This is a genomic window from Nocardiopsis sp. NPDC006198 (assembly GCF_040613895.1).
Lineage (GTDB): Bacteria > Actinomycetota > Actinomycetes > Streptosporangiales > Streptosporangiaceae > Nocardiopsis > Nocardiopsis tropica.
The window spans coordinates 1-25,274 of sequence record NZ_JBEXSY010000041.1 but is presented as its reverse complement, the minus strand read 5'-3'; the positions used below and the strand labels follow the sequence as shown (position 1 = coordinate 25,274).

The window sequence follows — 25,274 nt, the reverse complement described above, 5'->3', positions numbered from 1 at the left end:
CCACGTGTGCGTCGGCGGGGGTCAGCCCAGCGCGTTCGCGATCAGCGGGTCGACGGTGACCGCCACGAACAGCAGCGCCAGGTAGGCGTTGGACAGGTGGAAGAAGCCCATCGTCTTGAGCTGGGCGCCGGTGACGCCCGCCCGGGAGCGGCTGAGCAGGCGGTGCGCCTGGAACACCAGCAGCGCGCCGAGGGCGACGGCGACCGCGCCGTAGAACCAGGTGGTGCCGGCGACGGGCCAGAAGACGACCGACACGACGGCGGTGGCCCAGCTGTAGAGCACGCACTCCAGCAGGACCCGGCGGTCGCTGGCGACCACGGGCAGCATCGGCACCTTGGCCTGCGCGTAGTCCTCCCGGTAGCGCATGGCCAGCGTCCACGTGTGCGGCGGCGTCCAGAAGAACACGACCAGGAACAGGACGAACGGCGCCCAGTCGAGGCTGTCGGTGACGGCCGCCCAGCCGATCAGCACCGGCATGCACCCGGCGATGCCGCCCCAGACGACGTTCTGGGCCGTGCGCCGCTTGAGGAGCAGCGTGTAGACGAAGATGTAGAACAGGATCGCGAAGACCGACAGCGCGGCCGACAGCAGGTTCACGAGGAGCGCGAACCCGACCGTGGAGCCGACCGCGAGCACCAGCCCGTAGGTGAGGGCGCCCCGGGGGGTCACCAGGTCCATCGCGCCGGGACGCTGCCTGGTGCGACGCATCTCACGGTCGATGTCGCGGTCGATGTAGCAGTTCATCGCGTTCGCGCTGGCCGCAGACATCGTGCCGAAGAGGAGGGTGGCGACCGCGGTCCACAGCGGTGGCACGCCTCCGGCGGCGACGAACATCACCGGGATGGTGGTGATGAGGAGGAGTTCGATGACGCGGGGCTTGGAGAGCGCCACGTAGGCCTTGACGTACTCGCCCGTGGTGGCCCTGCGGGGGGCCCCGGGTTCGTGGCCGTCGGGGGTGGTGCCCGGTACGCGGTTCGTGAGCGCCATCAGTGCCGCGCCCTCACGGCCGGACGGCTCGCTCGCGTCCCCACGGGGGGTACCGGCTCGGTTTCAGACACGCGGATACCTCGACAACTCTCGGGATTTCGACACTGCTCGCCACGCGGGGCCGAGCGGACCGACAAAGCGTCAGGAACGGCGAAAACCCCGTCAACGACATACTGTAGTACTTCCTCGCGGGGACCGTGGACCAGCCCCCTCACAACGAAAGGCCCTGGTCCCGGCTCCGCGGATCGCACACGGGCCGCCGGGTGTACAGAAGGGTCGCACACGCCCCGTCGCTCATCCAGCCTGCCACGCGCCGGGGTCCCCCGGGCACGGGCCTCCCGCTGCGCACGGCCCGCGCACCCCCGGACCAGCGGAGCTACCACTCGGTAATGAGAGGTGTCGGGCAACGACATCCCGGGGCGCGGACGATAGGCTCGAACACGGCCGAACCTGTCGTGGTCTCCCGGCCGCGGCGGCCGTCGCCGGGGGCACCGATGACGCGTCCGCGCCTTGACAACCGCAGCGCGGCCCGCCCTCCCGCACCCCTCACGGCCCCGTCCCTCCGGCGGGCCGTCCCGGGGTGCCCGGCGCCGCCGACGACCAACGCAACCGACGCACCCAGCCCGCAGACCGGGCGCGAGGGGTGCCCGAGAAGGAGAACGAAAGTCCGTGAACGCCCACACCCCGCAATCCCTGGAGTGGTCGGACCTCGACCTCCGCGCCGTCGACACGGTCAGGGCGCTGGCGATGGACGCGGTAGAGAAGTCGGGTAACGGACACCCCGGCACCGCGATGAGCCTGGCTCCCGCCGCGTACCTGCTGTTCCAGAAGGTCATGCGCCACGACCCCGCCGCGCCCGACTGGGTCGGCCGGGACCGGTTCGTCCTGTCGATCGGCCACTCCAGCCTCACCCTGTACATCCAGCTCTACCTCGCCGGATACGGGCTGGAGCTGGACGACCTCAAGTCCCTGCGCCAGTGGGACAGCCTGACCCCGGGCCACCCCGAGGTCGGCCACACCGCCGGCGTGGAGACCACCACCGGCCCGCTGGGCCAGGGCGTGGGCAACGCCGTCGGCATGGCGATGGCGGCCCGCCGCGAGCGCGGCCTGTTCAACCCGGACGCCGGCCCGGGCGCGAGCCCGTTCGACCACCACGTCTACGCGTTCTGCTCCGACGGCGACGTCCAGGAGGGCGTGAGCCACGAGGCGAGCGCCCTGGCCGCCACCCAGAACCTGGGCAACCTCATCATGATCTGGGACGACAACCAGATCTCCATCGAGGACGACACCCGTATCGCCCACTCCGAGGACGTGGCCGCGCGCTACCGCGCCTACGGGTGGCACGTGGAGGAGGTCGACTGGACCTCCACCGGCTCGTACGTGGAGGACATCGACGCCCTCTACCAGGCGATCCTGCGCGGCAAGGCCGAGACCGAGCGTCCGACCTTCATCAAGCTGCGCACCGTCATCGGCTGGCCCGCGCCCAACGCGCAGAACACCGGCGCGGTCCACGGCGCCGCCATGGGCACCGACGAGATCTCCGCCACCAAGCGCATCCTCGGCCTGCCGGACGAGCCGTTCGGGGTCCAGGACGACGTCATCGCGCACACCCGCAAGGCCCTGGAGCGGGGCGGCGAGGCCCGCGCCGAGTGGCAGACGGCCTTCGACGCGTGGCACCAGGGCGCGGGCGAGCGCGCCGAGCTGTTCGACCGCCTCGCCGCGGGCAAGCTCCCCGACGGCTGGGAGGAGGCGCTGCCCACGTACGAGCCCAGCGAGAAGGGCGTCGCCACCCGCAAGGCCAGCGGTGACGTGCTCTCGGCCCTGGCCCCGGTGCTCCCGGAGCTGTGGGGCGGCTCCGCCGACCTGGCCGGGTCCAACAACACCACGCCCAAGGGCGAGCCGTCCTTCCTGCCGTTCGAGCGGGCCAGCAGCAAGTTCCCCGGCAACCCGTACGGGCGCGTGCTGCACTTCGGCATCCGCGAGCACGGCATGGGCTCGATCCTCAACGGCATGGCGCTGCACGGCCCGACCCGCCCCTACGGCGGCACCTTCCTGGTGTTCAGCGACTACATGCGCCCGGCCGTCCGCCTCGCCGCGCTGATGAAGCTGTCGGTCACCTACGTGTGGACGCACGACTCCATCGGCCTGGGCGAGGACGGCCCCACCCACCAGCCGGTCGAGCACCTGTGGGCGCTGCGCGCCATCCCCGGCCTCGACGTGATCCGCCCGGCCGATGCCAACGAGACGGCCGTCGTGTGGCGCGCGGTCATGGAGAACTCCGGCCGCCCGGCCGCGCTCGCCCTGACCCGGCAGAACGTGCCCGTCCTGGACCGGTCCGAGTACGCCCCGGCCGAGGAGGCCGTCAAGGGCGGCTACGTGCTGGCCGAGGCGACCGGCGGCTCCCCGGAGGTCATCCTGCTGGCGACCGGCAGCGAGGTGCAGATCGCCGTGGAGGCCCGCAAGGTCCTGGAGGAGGCCGGAACGCCCACCCGCGTCGTGTCCATGACGTGCGTGGAGTGGTTCGAGGACCAGAGCGAGGAGTACCGCGAGAGCGTGCTGCCGTCGTCGGTGCGCGCCCGCGTGTCCGTCGAGGCCGGCATCGCCATGGGCTGGCGCTCCTACGTCGGCGACGCCGGCGAGTCGGTGAGCCTGGAGCACTTCGGCGCCTCCGCCCCGTACCAGACCCTGTACGAGAAGTTCGGCTTCACCACCGAGGCCGTCGTGGAGGCGGCTCGCAAGAGCGCCGCCAGGGCCGGACGCTGACAGCGCGGGTCCCGCCGCCGACCGGCGGGACCCGCTCCCCTTGTGCGAGAGGGCGGCAACGCCCGTGAGGAAGGCGCGAACACCATGAGCAACCCACTCGAGGACCTGTCCGAGGCAGGCGTGTCCGTCTGGCTGGACGACATCAGCCGCACACGGCTGCGGACGGGCAACCTGACAGAGCTGATGTCGACCCACAAGGTCGTCGGCGTCACGTCCAACCCGAGCATCTTCGACAAGGCGCTGGCCGAGGGCGACGCCTACGACGAGCAGGTGAGCGAGCTCGCCGCGCGCGGCGTCTCGGTCGAGGAGGCCGTGCGCCTGCTCACCGCCTACGACATCCGCTGGGCGGCGGACACCCTCCGCCCGGTGTACGACGCCACCGACCGCGTCGACGGCCGGGTCTCCCTGGAGGTGGACCCGCGCATGGCCATGGAGACCGAGCGCACGGTCGCCGAGGCCAAGGCCCTGTGGTGGCTGGTCGACCGGCCCAACCTGATGATCAAGATCCCCGCGACCGCGGAGGGCCTGCCCGCCATCACCCGCGTGCTGGGGCTGGGCATCAGCGTCAACGTCACGCTGATCTTCTCCCTGGAGCGCTACCGCCAGGTGATGGACGCGTTCCTGGAGGGCATGGAGCTGGCCCGCGCCAACGGCCACGACCTCTCCCGGATCCAGTCCGTGGCCTCGTTCTTCGTCAGCCGCGTGGACGCCGAGGTGGACAAGCGGCTGCGGGCGATCGGCACCGAGGAGGCCACGGCCCTCCTCGGCCGCGCCGCGCTCGCCAACGCCCGCCTGGCCTACCAGGCCTACGAGCAGGTGTTCGAGGGCAAGGAGTGGAAGGCCCTGGAGGCGCTCGGCGCCAAGCCCCAGCGCCCGCTGTGGGCCTCCACCGGCGTGAAGGACCCCGCCTACGAGGACACCCTCTACGTCACCGGGCTGGTCGCGCGCGACACCGTCAACACGATGCCGCAGGCCACCCTGGACGCCGTCGGCGACCACGCGGTGGTCGCGGGCAACACCGTGCTCGGCAGCTACGCGCAGGCCCACGCCGACTTCGCCGCCCTGGAGGCCGCGGGCGTGAACCTGACCGAGGTGTTCGGCCACCTGGAGACGGACGGCGTCGCCAAGTTCGTCGCCTCGTGGGAGAGCCTGCTCAAGGGCCTCTCCGAGAAGCTGGCCGCCTCGGCCTGAGGCGTCCCCCCGGCCCGCGGCCCGGGGCGGGACCGCCCCGGGCCCGTCGCCGCCCGTGCCCGCGCCCCCGAGGCGTGGGCGCGGGCGGCCGGCCACCGCCCACCGGCCGCTCTCAGAAGGAAGAGACCTGTGAAAGAACCGGTGATGCCCGGAGCGGTACCCAACCCGCTCCGCAACGCCCTGGACCGCAGACTGCCCCGCATCGCCGGCCCCAGCGTGCTGGTGCTGTTCGGCGTCACGGGCGACCTGGCCAGGAAGAAGCTCCTGCCCGCGATCTACGACCTCGCCAACCGGGGGATGCTGCCGCCGGGCTTCGGCCTGGTGGGGTTCGCCCGCCGCGACTGGGAGGACCAGGACTTCGCCGAGCAGGCGCACGAGGCGGTGCGCAAGTACGCGCGCACGCCGTTCCGCGAGGACGTGTGGCGCCAGCTCAGCGAGGGCGTCCGGTTCGTGCAGGGCGACCTGGACGACGACGACGCGTTCGACCGCCTGGCGGAGACCGTGCGCGAGCTCGACGAGGTGCGCGGCACGGGCGGGAACTACGCGTTCTACCTCTCGCTGCCGCCCAAGCTGTTCCCGACGGTGGTCAAGCAGCTCAAGCGGTCCGGCCTGGCCGAGCCCGGCGAGGACGACGGGCCCGCGGGCGGGGGCGGCCTGCGGGTCACCCCCTGGCGCCGGGTGGTGATCGAGAAGCCGTTCGGCCACGACCTGGAGAGCGCGCAGGAGCTCAACGCGGTGGTGGACGACGTGTTCCCGCCGTCGTCGGTGTTCCGCATCGACCACTACCTGGGCAAGGAGACGGTCCAGAACATCCTGGCGCTGCGCTTCGCCAACACCCTGTTCGAGCCCCTGTGGAACCGCAGCTACGTGGACCACGTGCAGATCACCATGGCCGAGGACATCGGCGTGGGCGGACGCGCGGGCTACTACGACGGGATCGGCGCGGCCCGCGACGTCATCCAGAACCACCTCCTGCAGCTCCTGGCCCTCGTCGCCATGGAGGAGCCGATCTCCTACAGCGCGGACGCGATCCGCGCCGAGAAGGAGAAGGTCCTGGCCTCGGTGTCGCTGCCGGAGGACCTGGGGACCGGGACCGCCCGCGGCCAGTACGCCGCGGGATGGCAGGGCGGCGCGGCGGTGCGGGGCTACCTGGAGGAGGAGGGCATCCCCTCCGACTCCGTGACCGAGACCTACGCGGCGCTGAAGCTGGCGGTGGACACCCGCCGCTGGTCGGGGGTGCCGTTCTACCTGCGCACCGGCAAGCGGCTGGGCCGGCGGGTGACGGAGGTGGCCCTGGTGTTCCAGGCCGCCCCGCAGCAGATGTTCCCGCGCACCGACGTCAGCGAACTGGGGCAGAACGCCCTGGTGCTGCGCATCCAGCCGGACGAGGGCGTCACGCTGCGGTTCGGCTCCAAGGTGCCGGGCGCGAGCATGGAGGTCCGTGACGTGAGCATGGACTTCACGTACGGGCAGTCCTTCACCGAGGCCAGCCCCGAGGCGTACGAGCGGCTCATCCTGGACGTGCTCATCGGCGACCCGCCCCTCTTCCCGCGGCAGGAGGAGGTCGAGCTCTCCTGGCGCATCCTCGACCCGGTCGAGGAGTACTGGGCCGAGTCGGGCCGGCCCGAGCAGTACGGCTCGGGCACCTGGGGCCCGGAGTCCGCCGAGAACCTGCTCGCCAGGGACGGCCGCCAGTGGCGGCGCCCGTGACCAGCCACGACCACGCGGGGAGGAACCCATGACGCTCTACCTGCCGCGCACCACGACGTCGCAGATCACCGAGGCGCTCATGTCCGAGCGGCTCAGCGTCGGCGGCGGCGCCATGAACATGGTGCTGACCCTGGTCATCGTCACCGACGAGGCCGACCACTACGACGCCGTGCGCGCCGCCACCGAGGCGGGCCGCGAGCACCCCTCGCGTGTGGTGGCCCTGATCCGGCGCGACCCCGACGCCGAACCCGCCATCGACGCCGAGATCCGCAGACCCGGCACCTCCGGGCCGGGCGAGGCCGTACTGCTCCGGCTGTACGGTCCGCTCGGCGAGCACGCGGACTCGGTGGTCACCCCGCTGCTGGTCCCCGACGCCCCCGTGGTGGCGTGGTGGCCGGGCGCGGGCCCCCTCAACCCGGCCGCCGACCCCGTGGGCCGCCTGGCCCAGCGCCGCATCACCGACGCGCTGCGCGCCCCCGACCCGTTGCGGGACCTCGTGGAACGGGTGGCCCACTACCGTCCGGGCGACACGGACCTGACCTGGACCCGGCTGACGCCGTGGCGCTCGCTCCTGGCCAGTGCCATGGACCAGCCGTGCGGGTGGGTGAACTCGGCGAGGGTGACGGCCGAGGCGCACTACCCGAGCGCCGAACTGCTGGCGGCGTGGCTGTCGGACCGGCTGGAGGCCCCCGTGGAACGGGCCGTCTCCCACGGCCCCGGGCTGACCGAGGTCAGGCTGACCACCTCGGAGGGGGACATCGCGGTCTCCCGGGTGGACGGCAGGGTGGCCACGCTGTCCCGGTTCGGGCAGCCGGACCAGACGGTGGCGCTGGCACGGCGCGGCGCCGCACTGGCGCTCGCCGAGGAGCTGCGCCGCCTGGACGCCGACGAGACCTACGAGAGCGCGGCCCGCCACCTGGGTCCGCTGCTCGCGGAGAGCGGAGCACGAGGATGAGCGAACCGGAGATCGTCCGCCACGCGGACGCCGCGGGGCTGGCCGACAGCGTCGCGTTGAAGCTGGTCAACATGATCGTCCAGGCCGAGGCGGACAAGCGTGACTTCCACCTGGTCCTGACCGGTGGCGGGATCGGCATCCGCGCCCTGGAGGCGGTGCGCGACCACGCCAACGAGGCCGGGATCAGCTGGGCCCACGTCCACCTGTGGTGGGGGGACGAGCGCTACCTGCCGGACAAGGACCCCGAGCGCAACGAGACCCAGGCGTGCGCGGCGCTGATCGACTCGATCTCCGTACCGAGCCACCAGGTGCACCCGATCCCCGCCTCCGACGGGCTGGACGGGGGCCAGGTGGAGCACGCGGCGACCCGCTACGGCCGGGAGCTGGCGGTGGCGGCGCGCGGGAAGGGACCCGTGCCCGTGTTCGACGTGTGCCTGCTGGGGGTCGGCCCCGACGCCCACGTGGCCTCGCTGTTCCCCGGGCTGTCGGGGGTGCGCGAGGACGAGGCGTCCGTCGCCGCGGTGCGCGACTCGCCCAAGCCGCCGGCGGAGCGGGTGACGCTGACGCTGCCGTCCATCCGCGCGGCCCGCGAGGTGTGGGTGCTGGCCTCGGGCGAGGGCAAGGCCGAGGCGGTGCGCCTGGGGCTGGCCGGGGGCAGCGTGGACGAGGCCCCGGTGGCCGGCGCCCGCGGCGCGGAGAGGACCGTGTTCTGGGTGGACGAGGCCGCGGCCTCCGAGCTGTAGCGCGAGACGGCGTGTGCGGGCGCCCCGGCCGGAACCGGCCGGGGCGCCCGCGTGTCCGGCCCCGGCGCCGGCCGCGGCGGCGCCCCGTGGCCGCATCCGGCCGGTCCCGCCCCGGGCAGCGGCGCCCCCTCCTGCCAGAATGGCCGCCATGGCGAACATCCACGACACCATCGGCCCCCGGCTGGCCCGGTTCCTCCTCGACCAGCCGGTGTTCTTCGTCGGCACGGCGCCCCTGGGCGCGGAGGGTCACGTCAACGTCTCCCCCAAGGGCATGGACGGCACCTTCGCCGTGCTCGGCGAGCACCGGGTGGCCTACCTCGACTACACGGGGTCGGGCACCGAGACCATCGCCCACCTGCGGGAGAACGGCCGCATCGTGCTGATGTTCTGTGCCTTCGACGGACCGCCGAACATCGTCCGCCTCCACGGCCGGGGGCGTGCCGTCCTGCCCGCCGAGGCCGGGTTCGAGGAGCTTCGCTCCCATTTCCCCAAGGAGCGCACCCTCGGGCAGCGGGCGATCATCGTGGTCGACGTCCACCGCGTCTCCGACTCGTGCGGCTTCTCCGTCCCCCTGATGGACGTGCGCGGCGACCGCGACCTGCTGGACCGCCACCACGAACGCCGCGATCCCTCCTACTTCACCGACTACTGGCGGACACGCAACGCCACCAGTATCGACGGCCTGTCCGGCGTGCCCGAGCCGTCCGGTCCGGATGCGGGGACCCCCGGGGACGCCCGCACACGCGCCTGAGAGGGCGCCGGTCACGGGAGCGCGGGCACGGCGGGGTCCGGGCACCGCGCGCGGCCCCTTCCCCGCGCCCCGGCCGCGTGGCTCAGTCGGCGTCCCCTGCCCCGCCGAGCGGGCGCAGGCGCACGGCGGTCTCCGTCCCGTCCCCGTGCAGGATGTGGCGCATGCCCGAGTGGTCGGGGAAGAGTCCCTCCGGGGTGTGCGCCAGCAGCTGGAGGTGGGCCATGGCGTACTTGGGCGTCGAGTTCCGGCCCGGGAGCCGGATGGACAGCTCCTCACGGGCCTCGAAGTCCTGCACCTCGACCTCCCCGGCCAGGGCCGCCAGCGCCTCGGCCCCCGCGGCGACCGGGACCTTGGCCACCCAGTGCGGGCCCTCCGGGGTGAGTGCCCTCTCCCTCTGCTCGGCGGTCTCCCCGGACCAGGTGAACCAGGGGGCGCCCGTGACGGTGGCGCCGTGTTCGGCGGCCAGGGCGCCGAGCTCCGCCACCGTGGCCGTGACGGCTCCGGTGACCGCGTCCCAGTCGTACTGGTCGGGTCGGCCCGCTCTCCGCTCCACGGCGACCGGGGGAACGGTCCTCGACAGGACCGTCGTCCCCGGCGCCTCCCCGCGCCGGACCGCAGGCGGGGCGGTGAGGAGTGCGCGGGCGGTGGCGATCGCCTCGTCCTCGGCCCGGCGCCGGCGGTGCAGGGCCCCGGTGTGCTCCTCCAGCAGTGCGGCGGCGGTGTCGGGGGCCTCCAGGGCGCGGCGGACGTCCTTGACGCTCATACCGGCGCCGCGCAGCGCCGTGACCAGCACGGCGGTCGCGACCTGCTCGATGGAGTAGTAGCGGTACCCGGTCTCCCCGTCGACCTCGGCGGGGACCAGCAGCCCCTCGGAGTGGTAGAAGCGCAGCGTCTGCGGGGACAGGTCGCTCATCTCGCTGAATTCCTTGATGGACAGGCTCATGCCGCCAGTCTCGGGGTTGCGGTAACCGCAAGGTCAAGCCCGCGGCCGCGAGTCCTCCCGCCGCCCGGGAGCCCGGGCCCTCACACCGCGTGGGAGGCGGCGCCTGTCACGCCGGCCGCGGAGGGGCGCTCCCCCGCCACGCGGGGCGGCCTCCCCGGCGGCCGGGCGCGGGGCGGTCGCGACCCCGTCGCCGCGCTCCCGGGGCCGCCTCCCCTCACGCCCCCGAGTGCACCGCGGGCCGGGCCCGGGAGAGCTCGCGGACGGTCGCCATGTCGTCGAAGGGGAGCATTTCGCCGCCGACGATCTGGTACGGCTCGCTGCCCTTGCCGGCGAGCAGGACGACGTCCCCCGGACCGGCCGAGGCCAGGGCGGCGGAGATGGCCGCACGGCGGTCCCCGTCCCGTTCGTACGGGGTGCCCGTCCCCGTGAGACCCGGGGCGACCTGGTCCATGATCGCCTCAGGGTCCTCCCACCTCGGGTTGTCCGATGTCAGGAAGCACAGGTCGGAATGGGTTCCCGCGATCTCCCCCATCCGCGCGCGCTTGGTCGTGTCGCGGTCGCCCCCGCAGCCGAAGACGGTGAGGACCCGCCCCCGGGCGAACCCGCGGATCGTCCGGAGGACCTTGTCCAGCGAGTCCGGCGAGTGGGCGTAGTCGACGACCACGGACACCCCGTGCGGGGCCTCGAAGCGCTCGAACCGGCCCGGGATCTGCGGCATGCGTTCGAGCGCGTCCACGAGGGCGCCCAGTTCGTGGCCGAACCAGTGGCAGGCGGCCAGGGCCGCGAGCGCGTTGGACACCGAGAAGCGGCCCGGCACCGGGATGGCCGCCGGGTACCCGCGGCCGCCGTGGTGCAGGACGAAGCGCGTCCCCGAGGCGTCGACCTCCAGGTCCGTCGCCCGGTAGTCGGCCTCCGCGTCGATGGCGTAGGTCGTCACCGCGCCGGGCATCATGGCGGGGATCGCCGCACCGACCGGGTCGTCGGCGTTGACCACGGCGTGGCGGCACATGCCCTGGAACAGGCGCAGTTTGGCGTCGCGGTAGTCGTCCATGGTGCCGTGGTCGTCCAGGTGGTCCTGGGTCAGGTTGGTGAAGATCCCGACGTCCACGAAGGAGCCCTCCACGCGGTGGTGGAGCAGGCCCATCGACGTGGCCTCCAGCACCACGCTGAGGGTCCCCCTGTCGCGCATGCGCCCCAGGATGTACTGGAGGTCGGGGGCCTCGGGGGTGCTCAGCACCGAACGCGGCATCGGGACGGGGTCGCCGCCGGTGCGGCTGCCGGAGGTGCCGATGACACCGACCCGGGCTCCCTTGGAGATGCGCAGCAGCGACTCGTACATGGACGACACCGAGGTCTTGCCGTTGGTCCCGGTGACCGCCACCACATCCATCCCCCGGCCCGGGTGACCGTGGTAGCGGGCGGAGACGAGGGCCGCGGCGACACGGGCGTCGGCCACCTCGACCACGCAGGCGCCCCGGGGCGCGAACCGGGACACGGGGTCCGGCGGCCCGGTCTCGACGAGGACGGCCGCCGCGCCCCGGGCGAGGGCGGACGCGACGCCTTCGGCCCCGCCCCCCTCGTGTCCGGGCACGGCGACGAACAGGGATCCCGGGGACGCCCTGTGGGCGTCCAGGCACGGGCCGGCGGTGATCCGGATGTCCGGGTCGCCGTGCAGGATCCGGTGGTCATGGCCTTCGAGCAGCTCGCTCAGCTTCACGAGGGGTTCCCTTCGAGCGTGGCGCGCGCCGTTCGCACGGGCGGCACCGGTGGGCGCGGCCGACGGGATGCCGTGGGCCGGCGGAGCAGGGAGCGGTGGTGCGGTGTGGCGGGCCCGGTGAGGGGCGGGCGCGGCTCCCGGTCAAGGGGCGGCGCACCGTGTGGGTGGGGGCGTGGCGCACCGTGGCGCACGGGGGCCACGGGGACGACGCGGTGGAGAGGCGGCCGGAACGGCGGGTGGAGGTCGCTAGCCGTGGCCGTGGAGAGCCCGGAGCCCGGTACGGGGGGCCTCGGGCACGGCGCAGGTCGAGCCGGTGACGGCGGAGGGGGCACGGCACGGGGCGGCGAGGGGAGAACCCTGTCCACACGCGCGAGTACCGGCCATGCTCCGAGTGTACGCGCCCGGTCGCGGACCGCGGCGGGCGGAGCGCCGGTACGGGGGCGTGGGGCGGGGGCGCCCGTACACGGGGCGGGCGCGGGGCGGGGCAGCGCCCGCCCGGGGACGTGCCGCAGGGCAGCGCCCACCCGGGGACGTGCGGCTTCGGCCGGCGGTGCCGTGCGGGACGGGGAGGGCGGCCGGGCCGGTGACAGGGCGCCTCCGCCCCGGCCCGCGACACGCGTCCGCCCCCCGCACGGGCCCGGTCGGCGGGGCCCGGCCCGCGGGGCCGCGCCTCACCCCCGCTCGGCCTCCGACTCCTCCGCCCCGGCGTCCGGCGCCTGCGGTTCGGCCCCTCCGACGAGGCGCGGGTCACGGGCGGACCCGCCCGGTTCGCGCCCGGCGGCCCGGGGCGGGCCCTCCCGCGGGAGCTCCTCCGGGCCCGCCGCCTCCCGGGCGATCCGGACCGCCGTCGCCGCGGCGCCGTGGCCCATGGTGTGGCCGAACCTGGCGATCTCCGGGGGCGCCACGTTGAACGGGCGCATCATGCCCATGTCCTCGTGTTCGAGCAGGTGGCAGTGGTACATGTACCGGCCCGTCCCTCCCGTGAACCGGCCCATCACGCTCACCATCGTCCCCGGCCCGACCCGGATCACGTCCTTCCACCCCTCCTCGTCCGGGTTGACCACGCCCGCTCCCGCGAAGGCGAGGGGGTGCCGGGTGGTCTCGCTCACCCGGTCGAAGCCCGAGACGTCGTAGGTGTCGCGGCGCAGCGCCTGGAACCTGGTGAGGTGGATGTGCATCGGGTGCATGGGACCCCCGAGGTTGAGGAAGCTCCACATCTCCCACCCGTCGAGCGGGACCACGAAGTTGATCGTGTCCATGAAGGTCGAGGCGGCCTTGCGGTAGGTGCGCAGGCGTCCCGAGTGGTCGCGGATCCGGATGTGGCCCCCCTCGGGGTGCCCCGCGTGGCCGTCGTCCGCGTGCGCCGGGTGCGCCCCCGCCGCGTGCGGGGAGTGGTCACCGGGCGCCGCCACGTGCTCCAGCTCCAGGAACTTGGGGTGCGCGAACGCGTCCGGCTGCGTGATCAGCACCATCCGGTGGCCGTGGTGGGGGTGGTCCTCGTGCCTCACCCTCACGTACCCGGCCTTGAGCGCGGGGTCGGCCGGAGGCGTGAAGGAGTCCGTGACCCCGGTCGCCGAGACCCGGAACTGCATGACGGCGGGGAAGAGCTCGCCGCGGGTCGGGTCCCCCTGGTCGTCGACCATCACCAGCCGCAGCCGGGACGCCTTCCCCGCCTCCGTCCCGAACTTCTTGAAGTCCACGAGGAGGTCGACCCGTTCGGCCGGGGAGATGGTCAGCCGCCCCCGGATGTCGATGGGCCTGCCCAGCCGCCCGCTGTCCGTGCCGACCTGGAGCACCGCCCCGCGGACCTCCTCGGGCGTCGGCGCGGTCAGGTTGCCGCCGTCGTCCTCCTTGAACAGGCGCAGCGTGTAGGTGCGGGCGTTGGCCCCGTTGAGGACCCGGAAGCGGTACCAGCGCCGCTCCACCTCCAGGTACGGCCAGATCCTCCCGTTGACCGTCTGGTAGGGCCCGGTGAAGGGGAGCGTGGACGGCCAGGTGGTGGGGTCGTCCGGATCCACGCCGTCGCTGCCCGTACCGGTCGCCGGGCCGTCCGCCAGGGCGACCACCTTGTGCAGGAGCTGCGCGGTGGGCGGGCTCCCCGGCCTGCCGTCCGTGGTCTCCAGGTTGCGGTCGCCGAGGATGAGCGGGACCTCGTGGACCGTGCCGCCGTCCGCGCCGCTGGTGGGGGTGAGCGCCTCGTCGTCCTCGTCCCGCAGGATGTAGGCCCCGAACAGCCCGGCGAAGACGTTCCAGCGGGTGATCCCCATCGCGTGGTCGTGGTACCAGAGCAGGGTGCCGGGCTGGTCGTTGGCGTACTCCGAGAGCTGGGCGCGTCCCGTGTAGACGGCGTCGTCCGTCCATCCGTCGCTGCCCCCGTCGGTGTAGCCGCCGTGCTGGTGGGTGACGCTCCACGGACGGATCGCCTCGACGGCGGTCGCGGTCGCGGCGCCCTCGCTGCCCGGCCGGGAGGGGGTGCCGGGCGGTCTCGGCGGCACCCAGACGTGGCGTACGGGGTACTTCTCGCCGGTCGTGATCGCGTTCTCCCAGATCACACGGATACGCGTGCCCCTGACCACGTCGAAGGTCGGCCCGGGGACCGTCCCGTCGTAGGCGAACGCCTCGGTGGCGGGCTTGCCCCGCACGTCCAGCTCCGAGTGCAGGCTCACCTTCGTCCGCTTCAGCCTCACCGTCACCTGGGCCACCCCGTCGGGGCCCTTCTCGGACAGGTCGGCCTCGGCCGGGACGGGCAGGGCGTCCTTGAAGGGGGTCAGTCCGAGTTGCTTGGGCAGGTCGGCCATGGTCGTCCTCCGTGTGGTCGGAACGGCTCGCGCGGGCGGTCCCCCTCCCGCGCCGGTGTCGGGGGAGTGCGGCGCCGCGGCCCGCCCGGGGCGGGAGCGGCAGGCGGCCGCGGGCGCGGCCTAGGCGAGGACCTGAGGGCAGGTCAGACCGTGTTCGGGCACCTTCCCGCTGATCAGGTACTCGTCCAGGGGGTCGTCCACGCAGGCGCTCTTGCCCCTGCCGTACACGGTGTGGCCGCCGCCCTCGTAGGTGACCAGGACGGAGGTCGTCAGCCGGGCGTGCATGCGCTGCGCCCACCGGTAGGGGGTCGCGGGGTCCCCCGCGTTGCCGACGAGCACGATCGGCGGGGCGGCGGACGCCGTGAACTCCTGGGCGCCGGTCTCCGCGAGGGGCCACCGCGCGCACGAGGCCGTCGCCCACACGGGCGCGCCGCCGAACAGCGGGGCGCGCAGCTCGGCCGCCTCCACGGCCTCCCGGTAGGCGCTCAGGTCCTCCGGGTCGTCCCGGTCCGCGCACATGACGGCCGTGTAGGCGTCCGCGTCCTCGTCCGCCTCCTCGCCGAAGGCGCGGTCGTACATGTACTCCAGGTACCGCCGGTAGGTCTCGGACCCGGTGTCCCCCTCGGCCAGATCCGTGAAGAACCCGGCCAGGTAGTCCCAGGTCCACTCGTCGTAGAGCTGCGTGGCGACCATCTCCGCCAGCATCTCGCCGGTGACGGTCCGCCCCCGCACGGTCGGCCGGTCCCGGTCGAACCGCTCCAGGAGGGCCGGCGTCTCCTTCACCGCGGCCCGGCCCGACGTGAACGGGCAGCCCTCCACGGTCCGGGCGCAGTGCTCGGCGACCATCTCCCAGGAGTCCTGGAAGGCCTCCTGGACCTCCACCGCGAGCCGGGCGTTGGAGGGCGCCGTGTCCACGACCCCGTCCAGGACCAGCGCCCTCGTCCGGTCGGGGAACATGTCGGCGTACAGGGCCCCGACGTGGGTGCCGTACGAGTAGCCGACGTACGTCAGCCCCTCGTCCCCGAGGGCGTCGCGGAGGACGTCGAGGTCGCGCACCACGTTGACGGTGCCCATGCGCGACAGGAACTCCCCGCCGACGGCCTCGGCGCAGCTGCGCCCGTAGGCCTCGGCGGCCTCGCCCAGCCCGCGCAGGTCGGCGGCGGTCTTCGCCGCTGGGTCCCCGGGGGCCACGCGTTCCAGCTCCCGCTCCCACGCCCGCGACCCGTCGCAGTCCAGGCCCCCGCTCCGCCCGACCCCGCGGGGGTCGAACCCCACCAGGTCGAAGGAGGCCTGCACCCGCTCCCCCAGGAAGGGGTTGCGCATGCCGTCCACCGTCGAGACCCCCGGCCCCCCGAAGTCGACCACCAGCGATCCCCGGCGCTCCGACTCCGGGCCGTGCGCGGGCCTCCGGGCCAGCGCGATCCCGACCGTCTCCCCGTCGGGGCTGCCGTAGTCGACCGGGACCGTGAGGGTGCCGCACTCCAGCTGCGCCATCCACGGCGGGGTGCCCCCGCCCGCGTCGGCGTCGACCGCGTCCAGCTCCGCCTGCGTGAAGCACGGGCTCCACGCGATGTCCTGGCCGTAGAACGGAAGGGGCACGTAGGCGTCGGCGGGCGGCCGCGCGGAACCCGTGGTCACCGCGAGCACGACCGCCAGTCCTCCGGCCCCGAGGACGGCTCCCGCTCCGCCGAACCGCCCGAGAGCACCCGTACACCAGCGCCTTGTCCGCACCGTGGCTCCGTTCCCGTCAGCGCCGACCGGCCGCTGCCGGGGCCTTTCGCACCATTTCAGCGGAGAACACACCGATCACGGACGGTAACATTCCGTTCGGGAGGTAAACAGTCGGTCTTGTTTGCGGGCGTCCGTCCACGTCTCAGGCGCGCGGACAGGTGAGACCGGAACGCGGCGCCTCCCCCGTCAGCAGGTAGGCGTCCACGGGCCGGTCCACGCAGGGGCTGCGCTCCTTGCCGTACAGGGTGTGCCCCGCCCCTTCGTAGGTGACCAGGACGCCCGTCTCCAGCTGGTCCGCGAGTTCCTCGGCCCAGGCGTAGGGGGTGGCGGGGTCCCCGACGGTCCCGATGACGACGATCGGCGGGGCGTCCGGGGCGGTGATCCCCGTGGGCGCCTCCTCGCTCTCCGGCCAGTACGCGCACGGCAGCTGCTCCCACACCAGGTCGGGGCCGAACAGCGGGGACAGCCCGGCCGCGCGGTCGGCCGCGTCCCGGTAGGCCGCCACGTCCTCGGGGTCGGCGCGGTCCGCGCAGTTGACGGCGGTGAACACCGCGTTCGCGTCCTGGTGCTCCAGGCGGGGGTCGACGTCCTCCGGGTCGACGTCCTCGTACTTGCCGAACGTGTTGTCGTACAGCTCACCGAGGTGGCGCGCGGTCCCCTCTCCGTCGTCCGAGGCGAGGGCGCCGAGGAGGGCGGCCAGGTAGTCCCAGCTCTCCTCGTGGTACAGCTCCGTGCCGATCATCTGGAGCAGGGTCTCACCGTCGACGGGGATGCCCTCGACCTCGGCGGGTTCGCGGTCGAGCCCCGCCAGGAGCTCCTGCATCCGCGCGTCGGCGCCGCCCCCCTCGGGGTCCGCCCCGGCGAACGGGCACCCGTCGGCCTCCGCCGCGCAGTGGGCTGCGAACATGTCCCAGGTGTTCTGGTGGGCGGCCACCTGGTCCAGGGCGATCCCCGCGTTGGACAGCTCGGTCTCCACGGCACCGTCCAGGACCAGCGCCCGCGTGTTCGCGGGGAACATCTCGGCGTAGAGGGCGCCGATGTGCGTGCCGTACGAGTAGCCCACGAAGCTCAACCGCTCGTCGCCCAGCGCGTCGCGGACGATGTCCAGGTCGCGGACGACGTTCACCGTGCCCAGGTGGGCGAGGAACTCCTCCCCCACCGCCTCGGTGCACGCCTCGGCGTAGCGGCGGGCGGCGTCCTCCAGCGGCTGGAGTTCCACGTCGGTCAGGTCTTCGGGGTCGGTGTCCGCGACGCGCCGGAACGCGTCGTCCAGGACGTACCGGTCCCCGCACGCGAAGCCCCCGCTCTCCCCCACGCCGCGGGGGTCGAAGGAGACCAGGTCGAAGGCGGCGCGGACCTCGTCGCCGAAGTACGGGAAGTCCAGCATCTCGATGCCCGACACACCGGGGCCGCCCGGGTTGAGCACCAGGGACCCCAGGCGCTCCTCCGCCGGGCCGGTGGCGGGGGCCCTGATCAGCGCGATCTCCAGCACCGTCCCGTCGGGCCGGTCGTGGTCCAGGGGGACGGCCACGGTTCCGCACTCCAGGGTCTCCAGCCAGGCCGCGTCGGCCCCCCACCCGGCGAGTTCGCCGACCTGCCGCTCGTCGTAGCAGGCGCGCCAGCGCACCTCCTGCCCGGCGAAGGGCCCCTCCTCCCCGGGAGGCGCGGACGAGCACCCGGCGAGCAGCAGCACCGCGGCCGCGGCCCCCGCCGGCACCGCCCTCGGGGCCGCCCCCGCTCCCGTGCCTCCCCCGACGCCCGCTGCTCCCCTGCCCACGCGCGGCTCCGTTCCTGTCCCCGCGCCCCCGCGCGGCGGCCGTGTCACACCGGGACCGGCTCGTCCCTCACCGGAGAGGGTGCCGTACGGACCCCGGGCGATCCACCCGCCGGTCCGGCGCCGTCCCGGAAAACAGAAGTGGCGGCCCCCGGAGGGCCCGCCCCCGGCCGGGCGGCCACCCCCTCACGGCGAGGGGCCGTCCCGCCGGGCCGCGGGAGGGGGGCGGACCGGAGTGCACGTGACCGCCCTGCCGGGCCCCGGCCGGGGCTCAGAGCAGGGTGACGTCGGTGTCGAACAGGTCAGGGAGGTCCTCCGGGGAGGCCACCGCCACCAGCGGGCGCAGGGGCTCGCCGAAGCCGATCCGCGCGTGGCGCCCCCGCCCCTCCCCCTCGGTCTGGGTGATCCAGTCGACCAGTTCGACGGCGCGGCTGACGTCCCCGCCGGGCCGGGTCAGGGCGACCACGGTCCCCGCCACGTCACAGCCGGTGTTGAGGAGCAGGGTCGCGGAGAACACGCTCTGCGCCCACGCGCCCCGGCCCACCGGGTGCGCGCCGCCCCCGGGGGTGCGGCGGCGGGACCAGCCTGGGGCGGCCAGCCCCACGGCCCGGTCGTCGAAGGTGAGCACGAGGCTGGGACGCTCCTGCGCGGACAGGCACTCCACCGGGTGGCCGAGCGAGGCGTCCGCCCACACCCCGACCGGGCCCCCGGCCGCCCGGACCAGGGCGTCGCGTGCCGCGTCGAGCAGGTCGGCGTCCACCTGGTCGCGGGCCTCCCCGCACGCCCACTCCGCCAGGGGGCCGGTCAGGGGCGAGTACCCCGGAAGGAGCAGCGGCCAGTCCACGGCGGCGCGCCCCCTCAGGGGCACGGGGCCGTGGGTCATGCAGACCACGGTGCGCCTGCGCCCGAGCTGGTAGGTGACGCAGGCGCCCGACCGGCGCGCGGCCAGGGCCAGGCCGAGGCTCATCGCCTTGGTCCCGGTGGTGATGTCGACGACCACCGGTGCCGCTGCCCCGCCGGACCGCTGTTCGGCGATCCACCGCCGGGCGACCCCGGTGACCGCCTCCGTGTCGGACCCGTCCACCGGCTCCGGGGTGAAGCGCACGCGGTCGCGGTAGCCGCCCTCCTTCAGCTCGGCGGCCTCGGGCCGGTCCGCGCCGGGGTTCTCGGCCGCGTGCAGCGTGCGTGCGGCGGCCTCGCGCACGCCGCTCAGGACGCTCTGCCGGGAGGGCAGGACGAGCGTGTCGGCGGGGCGGTGGGCGTGCACGGCGGTGAGGGTCCCCATGCGGCTGCCGCCCAGGGAGGTGACCAGCAGGGGGCCGTCCCCCGGTCCGGGGTGGCGTTCGGGCGGCTCCGCCCCGTCCGGAGGCGGCTCCGGCGGCGCGGGCGTCCGCGCGCCACCGCCGCGACGCGGCGGGGCGCCCAGGCCCGGGAAGAACGCCTTGCGGACCTCCTCGAACGAGGTGAGCCGGGCGAGCAGGTCGTCCAGGCTCCACACGTGGACGCTGCGCGCGCTCAGCGCGGGGTTGTACGCGGTGACCCGGTCCCGCAGCCCCGGGACCGCGGGACCGGAGTGGACGAACAGCACCTGGACCGCTCCGCCGAACACCCGGCGGGCCTTGGTCACGGTCCACCCGGCGCGGGCCACGACGTCGTCGGGGCGGGACTTGGCCTCGACGCACAGCACGCGGTGGCGGTAGCGGACGACCGCGTCGAAGTCGGCGACGGCTCCGCCGGGGTGGAGCGGGTCGGCGACCTGCCGGGGGCCGAGCACCTCCGTGCCCCGGTGGCGGCGCGTGTGCCGCAGCAGGTGGGAGAGGACCCGGCCCTCGGCGACGACGCCCCGGCGCACCGCCGGGGACATGTCGGGGAACCGCGCCAGGAGTGCCTGTTTGCCGCCCTGGACGAAGAGGCGGACGGGTTCGGGGTCGCGGTCGTCGAGCCAGCGGGCGCCGTGGATCCCGGCCAGGGTGCGCAGGTCGACGCCGTCGCCGACCACGGGGCGTCCCGGATGGGAGCCGTCCGCGGTGCGCAGAATGTCGCGCTGGGCGTCGAGGTAGTGGCGCCAGCGGGGGGCACGGGGGTGTCTGTCGGGGGGCAGCGCCCGTTCGTGGAAGAGCGCGGCGGCCACGCTCATCACCTTGGTCCCGCCGGTGTAGTCGAGGAACCAGGGTTCTCCCCCGTTGTCCCGGTGGAACGCGGCGAGGGTGTCGGTGACCGGCCCGAAGTCGTGCGGGTCGGGTCCCACGCTGGCCACCCGCACCGACGCCCGGCCGGCGAGCCGTTCCACCGCGCGGGCGACCCGGTGCGCGACGGGGAGGGTTCCGTCGCTGCCGAGCAGGAGCAGGCGGTCGGCGGGGAGGGTGAGCGAGGACAACAGGGCCGGGGTGGGGTTCTGCCCGACGAGCACGACGGCGGTTCGGGGACTGTCCACATTGTCCTTCGCACGGGGAGCGGGGGCGGTTTCGGTACGCACAAGCTACTGCCGGGATCCGCCCTTCTCCAGGGCGGGCGCCGGTTCGCCGCCGGGCGGTCGGGCCCCGGGGGGAGGCGGGTCGGAAGGGGTCGCCCCCGGGTCCGGCGGGGAGGCCGGGCGGTCAGGCCCCGACCCTCTCCTCGGCGGCGGGGGCCCTTCCGCGCACCGGTGAACCGCTGATCACGAAGGAGCGGCAGGCGGTCACCACGCCCTTGCCGTCGCGCACGAGGTCGGAGGGGACCAGGAGGTCGCGGCGCTCGGGGTGGGCGGAGCCGACGACGGAGGACACGATGAACCACACCCCGTCCTGCGGCTCGGGCAGGTTGGCCCTGGTGCGCTCCTCGGCCATCAGCGGCACCCCGGCCACCTCCAGTCCGACGGGCACGCGCACCGCCTCGACCCTGGCCGGCGCGTCGGACCCCGGCCAGCGGCGGATGACGCGGGAGCTCTCGTCCACGACCGTCACCGCATGCGGCGTCAGGTTGACCACCGGCATCCGGCACCCTCCGTTCGTCTCGGTCCGCGGCGGCCGGCCGGCGTGCCGGGTCCGGCCGTACCGCGCACCGGTCCAAGGCCTTCACCGCACTCTCTCGGACACACGCGCGGGGGGCGGCGGACGTGCGTACCGGGCCAATCCCGGGAAAGACGTGGGGCCCTTGTTTCGGATGTCCATTTCATCAGCATCAGGACTGGTTTATGCAACCTGATAATCCAGCCCAAGAATTGACATTTCCCTATGTGTGGCCCTATTTTGCTATACGACCTCCCGTTCACGCGGGGGTGTCACCTGAGGTCTCACGTCTCTTCCACATGTGCTTTCCCGGAGGGCTGGGAAAGCAACCGGCCCCGGAACACCCGGGGAGAAGAGTTCGTGAGCACGCACCACTGCTCCGCCTGGGAGCTGTTCGGCTCCGCCGCCTTCCTTCGCGTCTTCACGCGCGTCCTGGGGTGCGGGCCGTGCTCCGCGGACGGAACCGCGCAGGGCTGCTCGGGCCACTCCGAACAGTTCTGCGACTACGTCGACCTGTGCGCCGAGCACTGCCCGTGCCCGGTGCACGGAGCGGATCCCGACGGCGTCATCGCCGTGCGCATGCGGCGTGCCGCGCCCGGCGCCGCGGGGGTGGACCGCACCGCCGCGCACCGGCTGCGGGACGCCCTGGACGACGTGCGCCGGGACCGCTCCTACAAGAACCTGCGCCGCGTCTACCCGCAGAGCGCGCCCGACGGCCGCATCCGCTGCGCGTTCTCCGAGCGCCCGCGCCGCTGGGCGCAGCGCCGCGACGTCGCCCTGGTCGCCACGGACGTGGTCGACCAGGAGGCGCTCGCCATGCTGGTGCTCACCGCGGGCTGGGGCAACCCCGCCGCCGACCTGCCCGAGGACATCCACCCGGGCGAGACGGTCTCCTTCACGGAGGACGGCAGCGCCGTGCCGGTCGCCGACCTGCACGGCCGCACGCTCACCGCCGTCAAGGAGCCGCCCATGGTCTCGACCGCCACGGGCGACTACCTGCTGCGCAAGCTGGCCGAGCTGGCCGCCGGGCGCGACGCCGACCCGGGCCGCACCCCCGACCAGCGGCGGCGCCTCGTGCTCCGCGGCCTCCTGCCGGAACTGAACGGCGAGGACGTCGCCCGCCGGCTGACCGGTGTGCTGGGGCGGATGGCCACGACCATGCCCCGGCACTTCGCCCTGGTGCAGCAGGCGCGCGGCCGGGCCCGCAGCGCCCCCTACTCCCCCGTCCCCGACCCCGACCCGGCGGACCCGGCGGAGGACCCCTCCCGGCGGCGCGAGGTGCTGAGCGAGGCGGAGCGCTCCTGGCTGCGCCGTACCGGCCTCGCGCTGACGACGCGGGCCCAGGAGTCGCGGTCGGCCTTCGACGCCGACCCGCAGGGCGCCCTGGAGACCCTGCTGTGCCGGCTGCTCGACGAGGGGACCGACGTCCCCGTCCTGTGGGCGGGGGCCCAGGACGACCCCGACCTGCGCGCGGACCTCGTGGAGGCCCTGGCGGAGGCCATCGACAGGTAGGGCCTCCCCGGACGGCCCGGGGCCCGGACCGCTGCCGGTGCGGAGCGGGGGCGCGCCCGAGGGCCCCGGACCGCGGCGGGTCCGGTCACCGAACCGTACTCCGGGCCCCGCGGGCCGGGGGCCTGCCGCGCGGCGCGCCGGAAGGGCCCCTCGCCGCTCAGGTCCCCGGCCCCCGCCCCGCCTCGGAGAAGCGCCTGGCCAGCGGGGGGAGCACGGGGTACTCGGCGAACTCGCGCAAGGACATCACCGCCGTCTCCTCCAGGGGCAGGCGTCCGCGCCACCGGCCGGCCAGGCACACGTCGCGCGCCTGCTCCACCTCGCGCCACCGTTCCGGGCCGGGCCCGCCGGGCAGCCGCCGCGCCGCCAGAGCGCCGTCGAAGGCGTCGAGGAACCCCCTGACCTGTTCGTCGGTGGCCCGGACGACCCCGGCGGACGGGTCCAGGTCCAGGGCGCGGGCGCGCCGGTCCACCAGGTACAGCTCCGGCGCCAGGTGCACGCTCCCCATGCCCAGCGACTTGCCCATCCCGATCTTGTGCGCGTACTCGGGGTCGGCGGGGTCCCCGCCGCCGACCGGGTTGTCGAGCAGCAGGGCCCGCAGCAGGACGCCGAGTTCTCCGTCGGTGAGGTTGGTGAAGGTGATTCGCGAGTGAAAGGTGAGGCCGTCCCGGAGGGGGACCACGTCGCGCTCGGTGTCCCGGGGCGGCTTCGCCCGGTGTCCGGGGTCCAGCACCGTCAGGTCCAGCTCCTCCTGGGCGCGCGCGTCGTGGCGGAAGGGGCGGGCGCCGCCCGCGGGGTGGCGGTGCAGGTACACCTTGTACCCGCCCAGGCGCACGTGCCCCTCGTGCGACCAGGTGACGATGTCCGGCCGGTCCCCCGACCCCGCGTCGGGCCCCTGCACCAGGTAGTTCGCGAAGCAGCCGCGCTGGGGCGAGAGCAGGCGCACCCGCAGGACCGCCCCGTCGGGGTAGTCCGGGTCGGGGTCGAAGGAGAGCGCGCTGCCGAAGGAGACGCGTCCCTTGGACGCCCCGGCCTCGCCGGCGAAGGTGTCGGTGTCGCCGAACAGCGCGCGGCACACGTCCACCGGGCGGCCCGCGCGCCCGGCGCGGTCGGGGTCGCCGTGCTGGGGCCCGAGCACGGGCCCGGGGACGGCTCGGCGGACGGGGTTGTCCTCGCTGACCGCGATGCGGTAGCCGCCCGAGCGGCCGAAGGACACCACCGCCCCGGACAGGTCGACGTCGAACCACACGGGTTCGAGGCTGCGGCGCGGCAGTCCGCCGCCGCCGGTCCCGGCCACCGGTTCGCGGGCCGGTTCGGCGCCGCCGGCCCCCAGGCCGTCGGGGAAGGCCGCCCTCTGGTAGCCGGTGACCTGTTCGGCCGACTCGAACAGCTCCACCATGGACCCGGGCACCCGCAACCGCCCCCCGCGCAGGTCGCGGGGGCGGGGGAAGAGGTAGGCGTTGCGGCGGTCCCCCGCGGCGGCCCCCGTCAGCACGACCAGGGCCTGCACGACCCCTCCCCGGTCGGGGCCGCCCGCTCCGGCGGTCAGGGCCGCGAGGTACTCCCGCGCCTGGCGGGCCGTGGGGGCGACGGCGGCGATCCGCCGCTCCCCCGGCAGGTGGACGGCGTACACCCACCGGTGCTGGAGGCGTCCGTGCTGCTCGTGGGCGGTGGGCACGTAGGTGTTCCCGCGGGGTGGGTCGGGGAAGTCGTCGACCCCGAAGTCCCAGGTGCGCAGGCTCTCGCGCAGGACCGTGAAGGGCACCTTGAGGGCCTGGCCCGGTTCGGCCGAGACAGCGGTGCCGGGGACCTCCACGACGTACCAGCAGCCGTCCGGCGGGGAGTGGAACAGGAACCCCTGCCTGGTGCGCAGCCCCGCGCGGCGCCTGCGGTAGTCGGCGTGCTGCCGGGCCATGACCCGGCGTGCGCGGGTGGACAGGCCGCTGTCCGCGCTGCCGGGATCGATGCGCACGGGAGCGCGGAAGAACAGCATCGGCGTGTTGACCGGGCCGGTCTCGCCGCCGGTGAGCATGCGCACGGTGTTGCGGACGAGGCCGCGCAGGCTCGATCCGGGCAGGGCGGGGAGGAGGCGTTCGCCGTGGGGGAACCGGAGGGAGGAGCCGACCCGGCCGGGTTCGGGGGTCTGGCCGACGAAGGTGGGGGTGAGCGTGGTGACGACCAGGTCGATCCACCCCGAGCGGGTTCCGTCCACCGTGCGGTCGTGGCTGCGCAGCAGGTCGTCCGTCACGTGCCCGGCGTGCAGGTCGGCCGCGGGCACGGGAGTCTCGGCGAGCGCGACCAGGCCGTAGGGCGCGGTGGCGTGGAACCGCCCGCCCCGCCCGCCCGCGGCCGCGTCCGCCGCGGCGGCGGGCCCGGGGGCCGCCCCCGGCGGCGGGCACGGCCTGCCCCCGAAGCGTGAGGCGACGTCGCGGGGGTTCACCACCGGCGCTCCTCCTCGGCGATCTCGTCCCCGGTGCCCACGTCGAACTCCGGTCCTGTCGGCTTGGCGCCGGACCGCATCCCCGTGAGCCGGTGGAAGGCCACCCCCACCGCCCCCGTCCCGGGGTCGGACGCCCAGTACTCCCGCACGGTCAGCCACGTGCCGGCGCTCTCCAGGGCCGCGGGGGGGGGGGGGGGGGGGGCGGCCCCGCGGGGGGGGGGGGGGCCGGGCCCGCCCCCGCCCCGCGCCGCCGGCGCGGCGGGGGGGGGCGGGGC

At 74.7% G+C, this 25,274-nt stretch carries 16 protein-coding genes and 1 pseudogene; 7 read left to right on the top strand and 10 right to left on the bottom strand.

Annotated elements, in window-relative coordinates; genetic code table 11:
• Positions 1–21 precede the first annotated feature (21 nt).
• Positions 22–987, bottom strand: coding sequence for a heme o synthase (locus tag ABZ234_RS23565; protein ID WP_344183291.1), 966 nt, complete (start codon positions 985–987; stop codon positions 22–24).
• A gap of 669 nt (positions 988–1,656) precedes the next feature.
• Here ABZ234_RS23565 and tkt point away from each other — a divergent pair.
• The 6 genes from tkt to ABZ234_RS23535 all read left to right on the top strand — a co-directional run bounded on the left by tkt (position 1,657) and on the right by ABZ234_RS23535 (position 9,100).
• The gene (tkt, locus tag ABZ234_RS23560; RefSeq protein ID WP_355013469.1) at positions 1,657–3,750 is read left to right on the top strand and encodes a transketolase; all 2,094 of its coding nucleotides are present in this window, start codon (positions 1,657–1,659) and stop codon (positions 3,748–3,750) included.
• 84 nt (positions 3,751–3,834) lie between these two features.
• Positions 3,835–4,941, top strand: coding sequence for a transaldolase (gene tal / locus ABZ234_RS23555; RefSeq protein WP_267949022.1), 1,107 nt, complete (start codon positions 3,835–3,837; stop codon positions 4,939–4,941).
• Positions 4,942–5,085: 144 nt separating this feature from the next.
• Positions 5,086–6,651, top strand: coding sequence for a glucose-6-phosphate dehydrogenase (gene zwf / locus ABZ234_RS23550; protein WP_267950321.1), 1,566 nt, complete (start codon positions 5,086–5,088; stop codon positions 6,649–6,651).
• A gap of 28 nt (positions 6,652–6,679) precedes the next feature.
• On the top strand, positions 6,680–7,606 hold the full coding sequence (locus ABZ234_RS23545) for a glucose-6-phosphate dehydrogenase assembly protein OpcA (RefSeq protein ID WP_355013468.1): 927 nt from the start codon (positions 6,680–6,682) through the stop codon (positions 7,604–7,606).
• On the top strand, positions 7,603–8,349 hold the full coding sequence (gene pgl, locus ABZ234_RS23540; RefSeq protein ID WP_355013467.1) for a 6-phosphogluconolactonase: 747 nt from the start codon (positions 7,603–7,605) through the stop codon (positions 8,347–8,349). Before ABZ234_RS23545 ends, pgl begins: the two co-directional genes overlap by 4 nt.
• A gap of 148 nt (positions 8,350–8,497) precedes the next feature.
• Positions 8,498–9,100 carry a pyridoxamine 5'-phosphate oxidase family protein gene (locus tag ABZ234_RS23535; RefSeq protein WP_267949019.1) on the top strand — a complete coding sequence of 201 codons (603 nt, stop codon included), beginning with the start codon at positions 8,498–8,500 and terminating at the stop codon, positions 9,098–9,100.
• An 82-nt stretch (positions 9,101–9,182) separates the two neighbouring features.
• Here ABZ234_RS23535 and ABZ234_RS23530 read toward each other — a convergent pair whose 3' ends face one another.
• The 7 genes from ABZ234_RS23530 to ABZ234_RS23500 all read right to left on the bottom strand — a co-directional run bounded on the left by ABZ234_RS23530 (position 9,183) and on the right by ABZ234_RS23500 (position 21,035).
• A complete protein-coding gene (locus tag ABZ234_RS23530) occupies positions 9,183–10,043 on the bottom strand; it encodes a MerR family transcriptional regulator (protein WP_355013466.1) in 861 nt (286 codons plus the stop codon).
• Positions 10,044–10,257: 214 nt separating this feature from the next.
• Positions 10,258–11,760, bottom strand: coding sequence for a UDP-N-acetylmuramoyl-L-alanyl-D-glutamate--2,6-diaminopimelate ligase (locus ABZ234_RS23525; protein WP_355013465.1), 1,503 nt, complete (start codon positions 11,758–11,760; stop codon positions 10,258–10,260).
• 671 nt (positions 11,761–12,431) lie between these two features.
• Positions 12,432–14,558, bottom strand: a complete 2,127-nt coding sequence (locus tag ABZ234_RS23520) for a multicopper oxidase domain-containing protein (RefSeq protein ID WP_355013464.1) — start codon at positions 14,556–14,558, stop codon at positions 12,432–12,434.
• Positions 14,559–14,678: 120 nt separating this feature from the next.
• A complete protein-coding gene (locus ABZ234_RS23515; protein ID WP_355013463.1) occupies positions 14,679–16,205 on the bottom strand; it encodes an alpha/beta hydrolase in 1,527 nt (508 codons plus the stop codon).
• Positions 16,206–16,431: 226 nt separating this feature from the next.
• Positions 16,432–18,006 carry an alpha/beta hydrolase gene (locus ABZ234_RS23510; RefSeq protein ID WP_355013486.1) on the bottom strand — a complete coding sequence of 525 codons (1,575 nt, stop codon included), beginning with the start codon at positions 18,004–18,006 and terminating at the stop codon, positions 16,432–16,434.
• Between the two features lie 328 nt (positions 18,007–18,334).
• Complete coding sequence (locus ABZ234_RS23505) at positions 18,335–20,497, bottom strand: CRISPR-associated protein (RefSeq protein ID WP_355013462.1); 2,163 nt, start codon at positions 20,495–20,497, stop codon at positions 18,335–18,337.
• A gap of 163 nt (positions 20,498–20,660) precedes the next feature.
• Positions 20,661–21,035, bottom strand: coding sequence for a hypothetical protein (locus ABZ234_RS23500; RefSeq protein ID WP_267949013.1), 375 nt, complete (start codon positions 21,033–21,035; stop codon positions 20,661–20,663).
• Positions 21,036–21,410: 375 nt separating this feature from the next.
• On the opposite strand from ABZ234_RS23500, the gene ABZ234_RS23495 reads away from it, so the two are divergent.
• Positions 21,411–22,562 (top strand): hypothetical protein, encoded by a 1,152-nt coding sequence (locus ABZ234_RS23495; protein ID WP_355013461.1) that lies wholly within the window; start codon positions 21,411–21,413, stop codon positions 22,560–22,562.
• A 157-nt stretch (positions 22,563–22,719) separates the two neighbouring features.
• Here ABZ234_RS23495 and ABZ234_RS23490 read toward each other — a convergent pair whose 3' ends face one another.
• Together ABZ234_RS23490 and ABZ234_RS23485 are read right to left on the bottom strand one after the other, a co-directional pair.
• Complete coding sequence (locus ABZ234_RS23490; RefSeq protein ID WP_355013485.1) at positions 22,720–24,861, bottom strand: TIGR03986 family CRISPR-associated RAMP protein; 2,142 nt, start codon at positions 24,859–24,861, stop codon at positions 22,720–22,722.
• A gap of 134 nt (positions 24,862–24,995) precedes the next feature.
• Positions 24,996–25,178, bottom strand: a pseudogene (locus ABZ234_RS23485) (hypothetical protein); the annotation flags it as partial.
• Positions 25,179–25,274: the final 96 nt, after the last annotated feature.

Bases quoted from the DNA above. Each gene is read 5' to 3' on its own strand.
- ABZ234_RS23545 (WP_355013468.1), top strand. From the start codon at position 6,680: ATGACGCTCTACCTGCCGCGCACCACGACGTCGCAGATCACCGAGGCG.
- ABZ234_RS23500 (WP_267949013.1), bottom strand. From the start codon at position 21,035: ATGCCGGTGGTCAACCTGACGCCGCATGCGGTGACGGTCGTGGACGAG.
- tal (WP_267949022.1), top strand. From the start codon at position 3,835: ATGAGCAACCCACTCGAGGACCTGTCCGAGGCAGGCGTGTCCGTCTGG.
- ABZ234_RS23520 (WP_355013464.1), bottom strand. From the start codon at position 14,558: ATGGCCGACCTGCCCAAGCAACTCGGACTGACCCCCTTCAAGGACGCC.
- ABZ234_RS23535 (WP_267949019.1), top strand. From the start codon at position 8,498: ATGGCGAACATCCACGACACCATCGGCCCCCGGCTGGCCCGGTTCCTC.
- zwf (WP_267950321.1), top strand. From the start codon at position 5,086: ATGCCCGGAGCGGTACCCAACCCGCTCCGCAACGCCCTGGACCGCAGA.
- ABZ234_RS23530 (WP_355013466.1), bottom strand. From the start codon at position 10,043: ATGAGCCTGTCCATCAAGGAATTCAGCGAGATGAGCGACCTGTCCCCG.
- ABZ234_RS23565 (WP_344183291.1), bottom strand. From the start codon at position 987: ATGGCGCTCACGAACCGCGTACCGGGCACCACCCCCGACGGCCACGAA.
- pgl (WP_355013467.1), top strand. From the start codon at position 7,603: ATGAGCGAACCGGAGATCGTCCGCCACGCGGACGCCGCGGGGCTGGCC.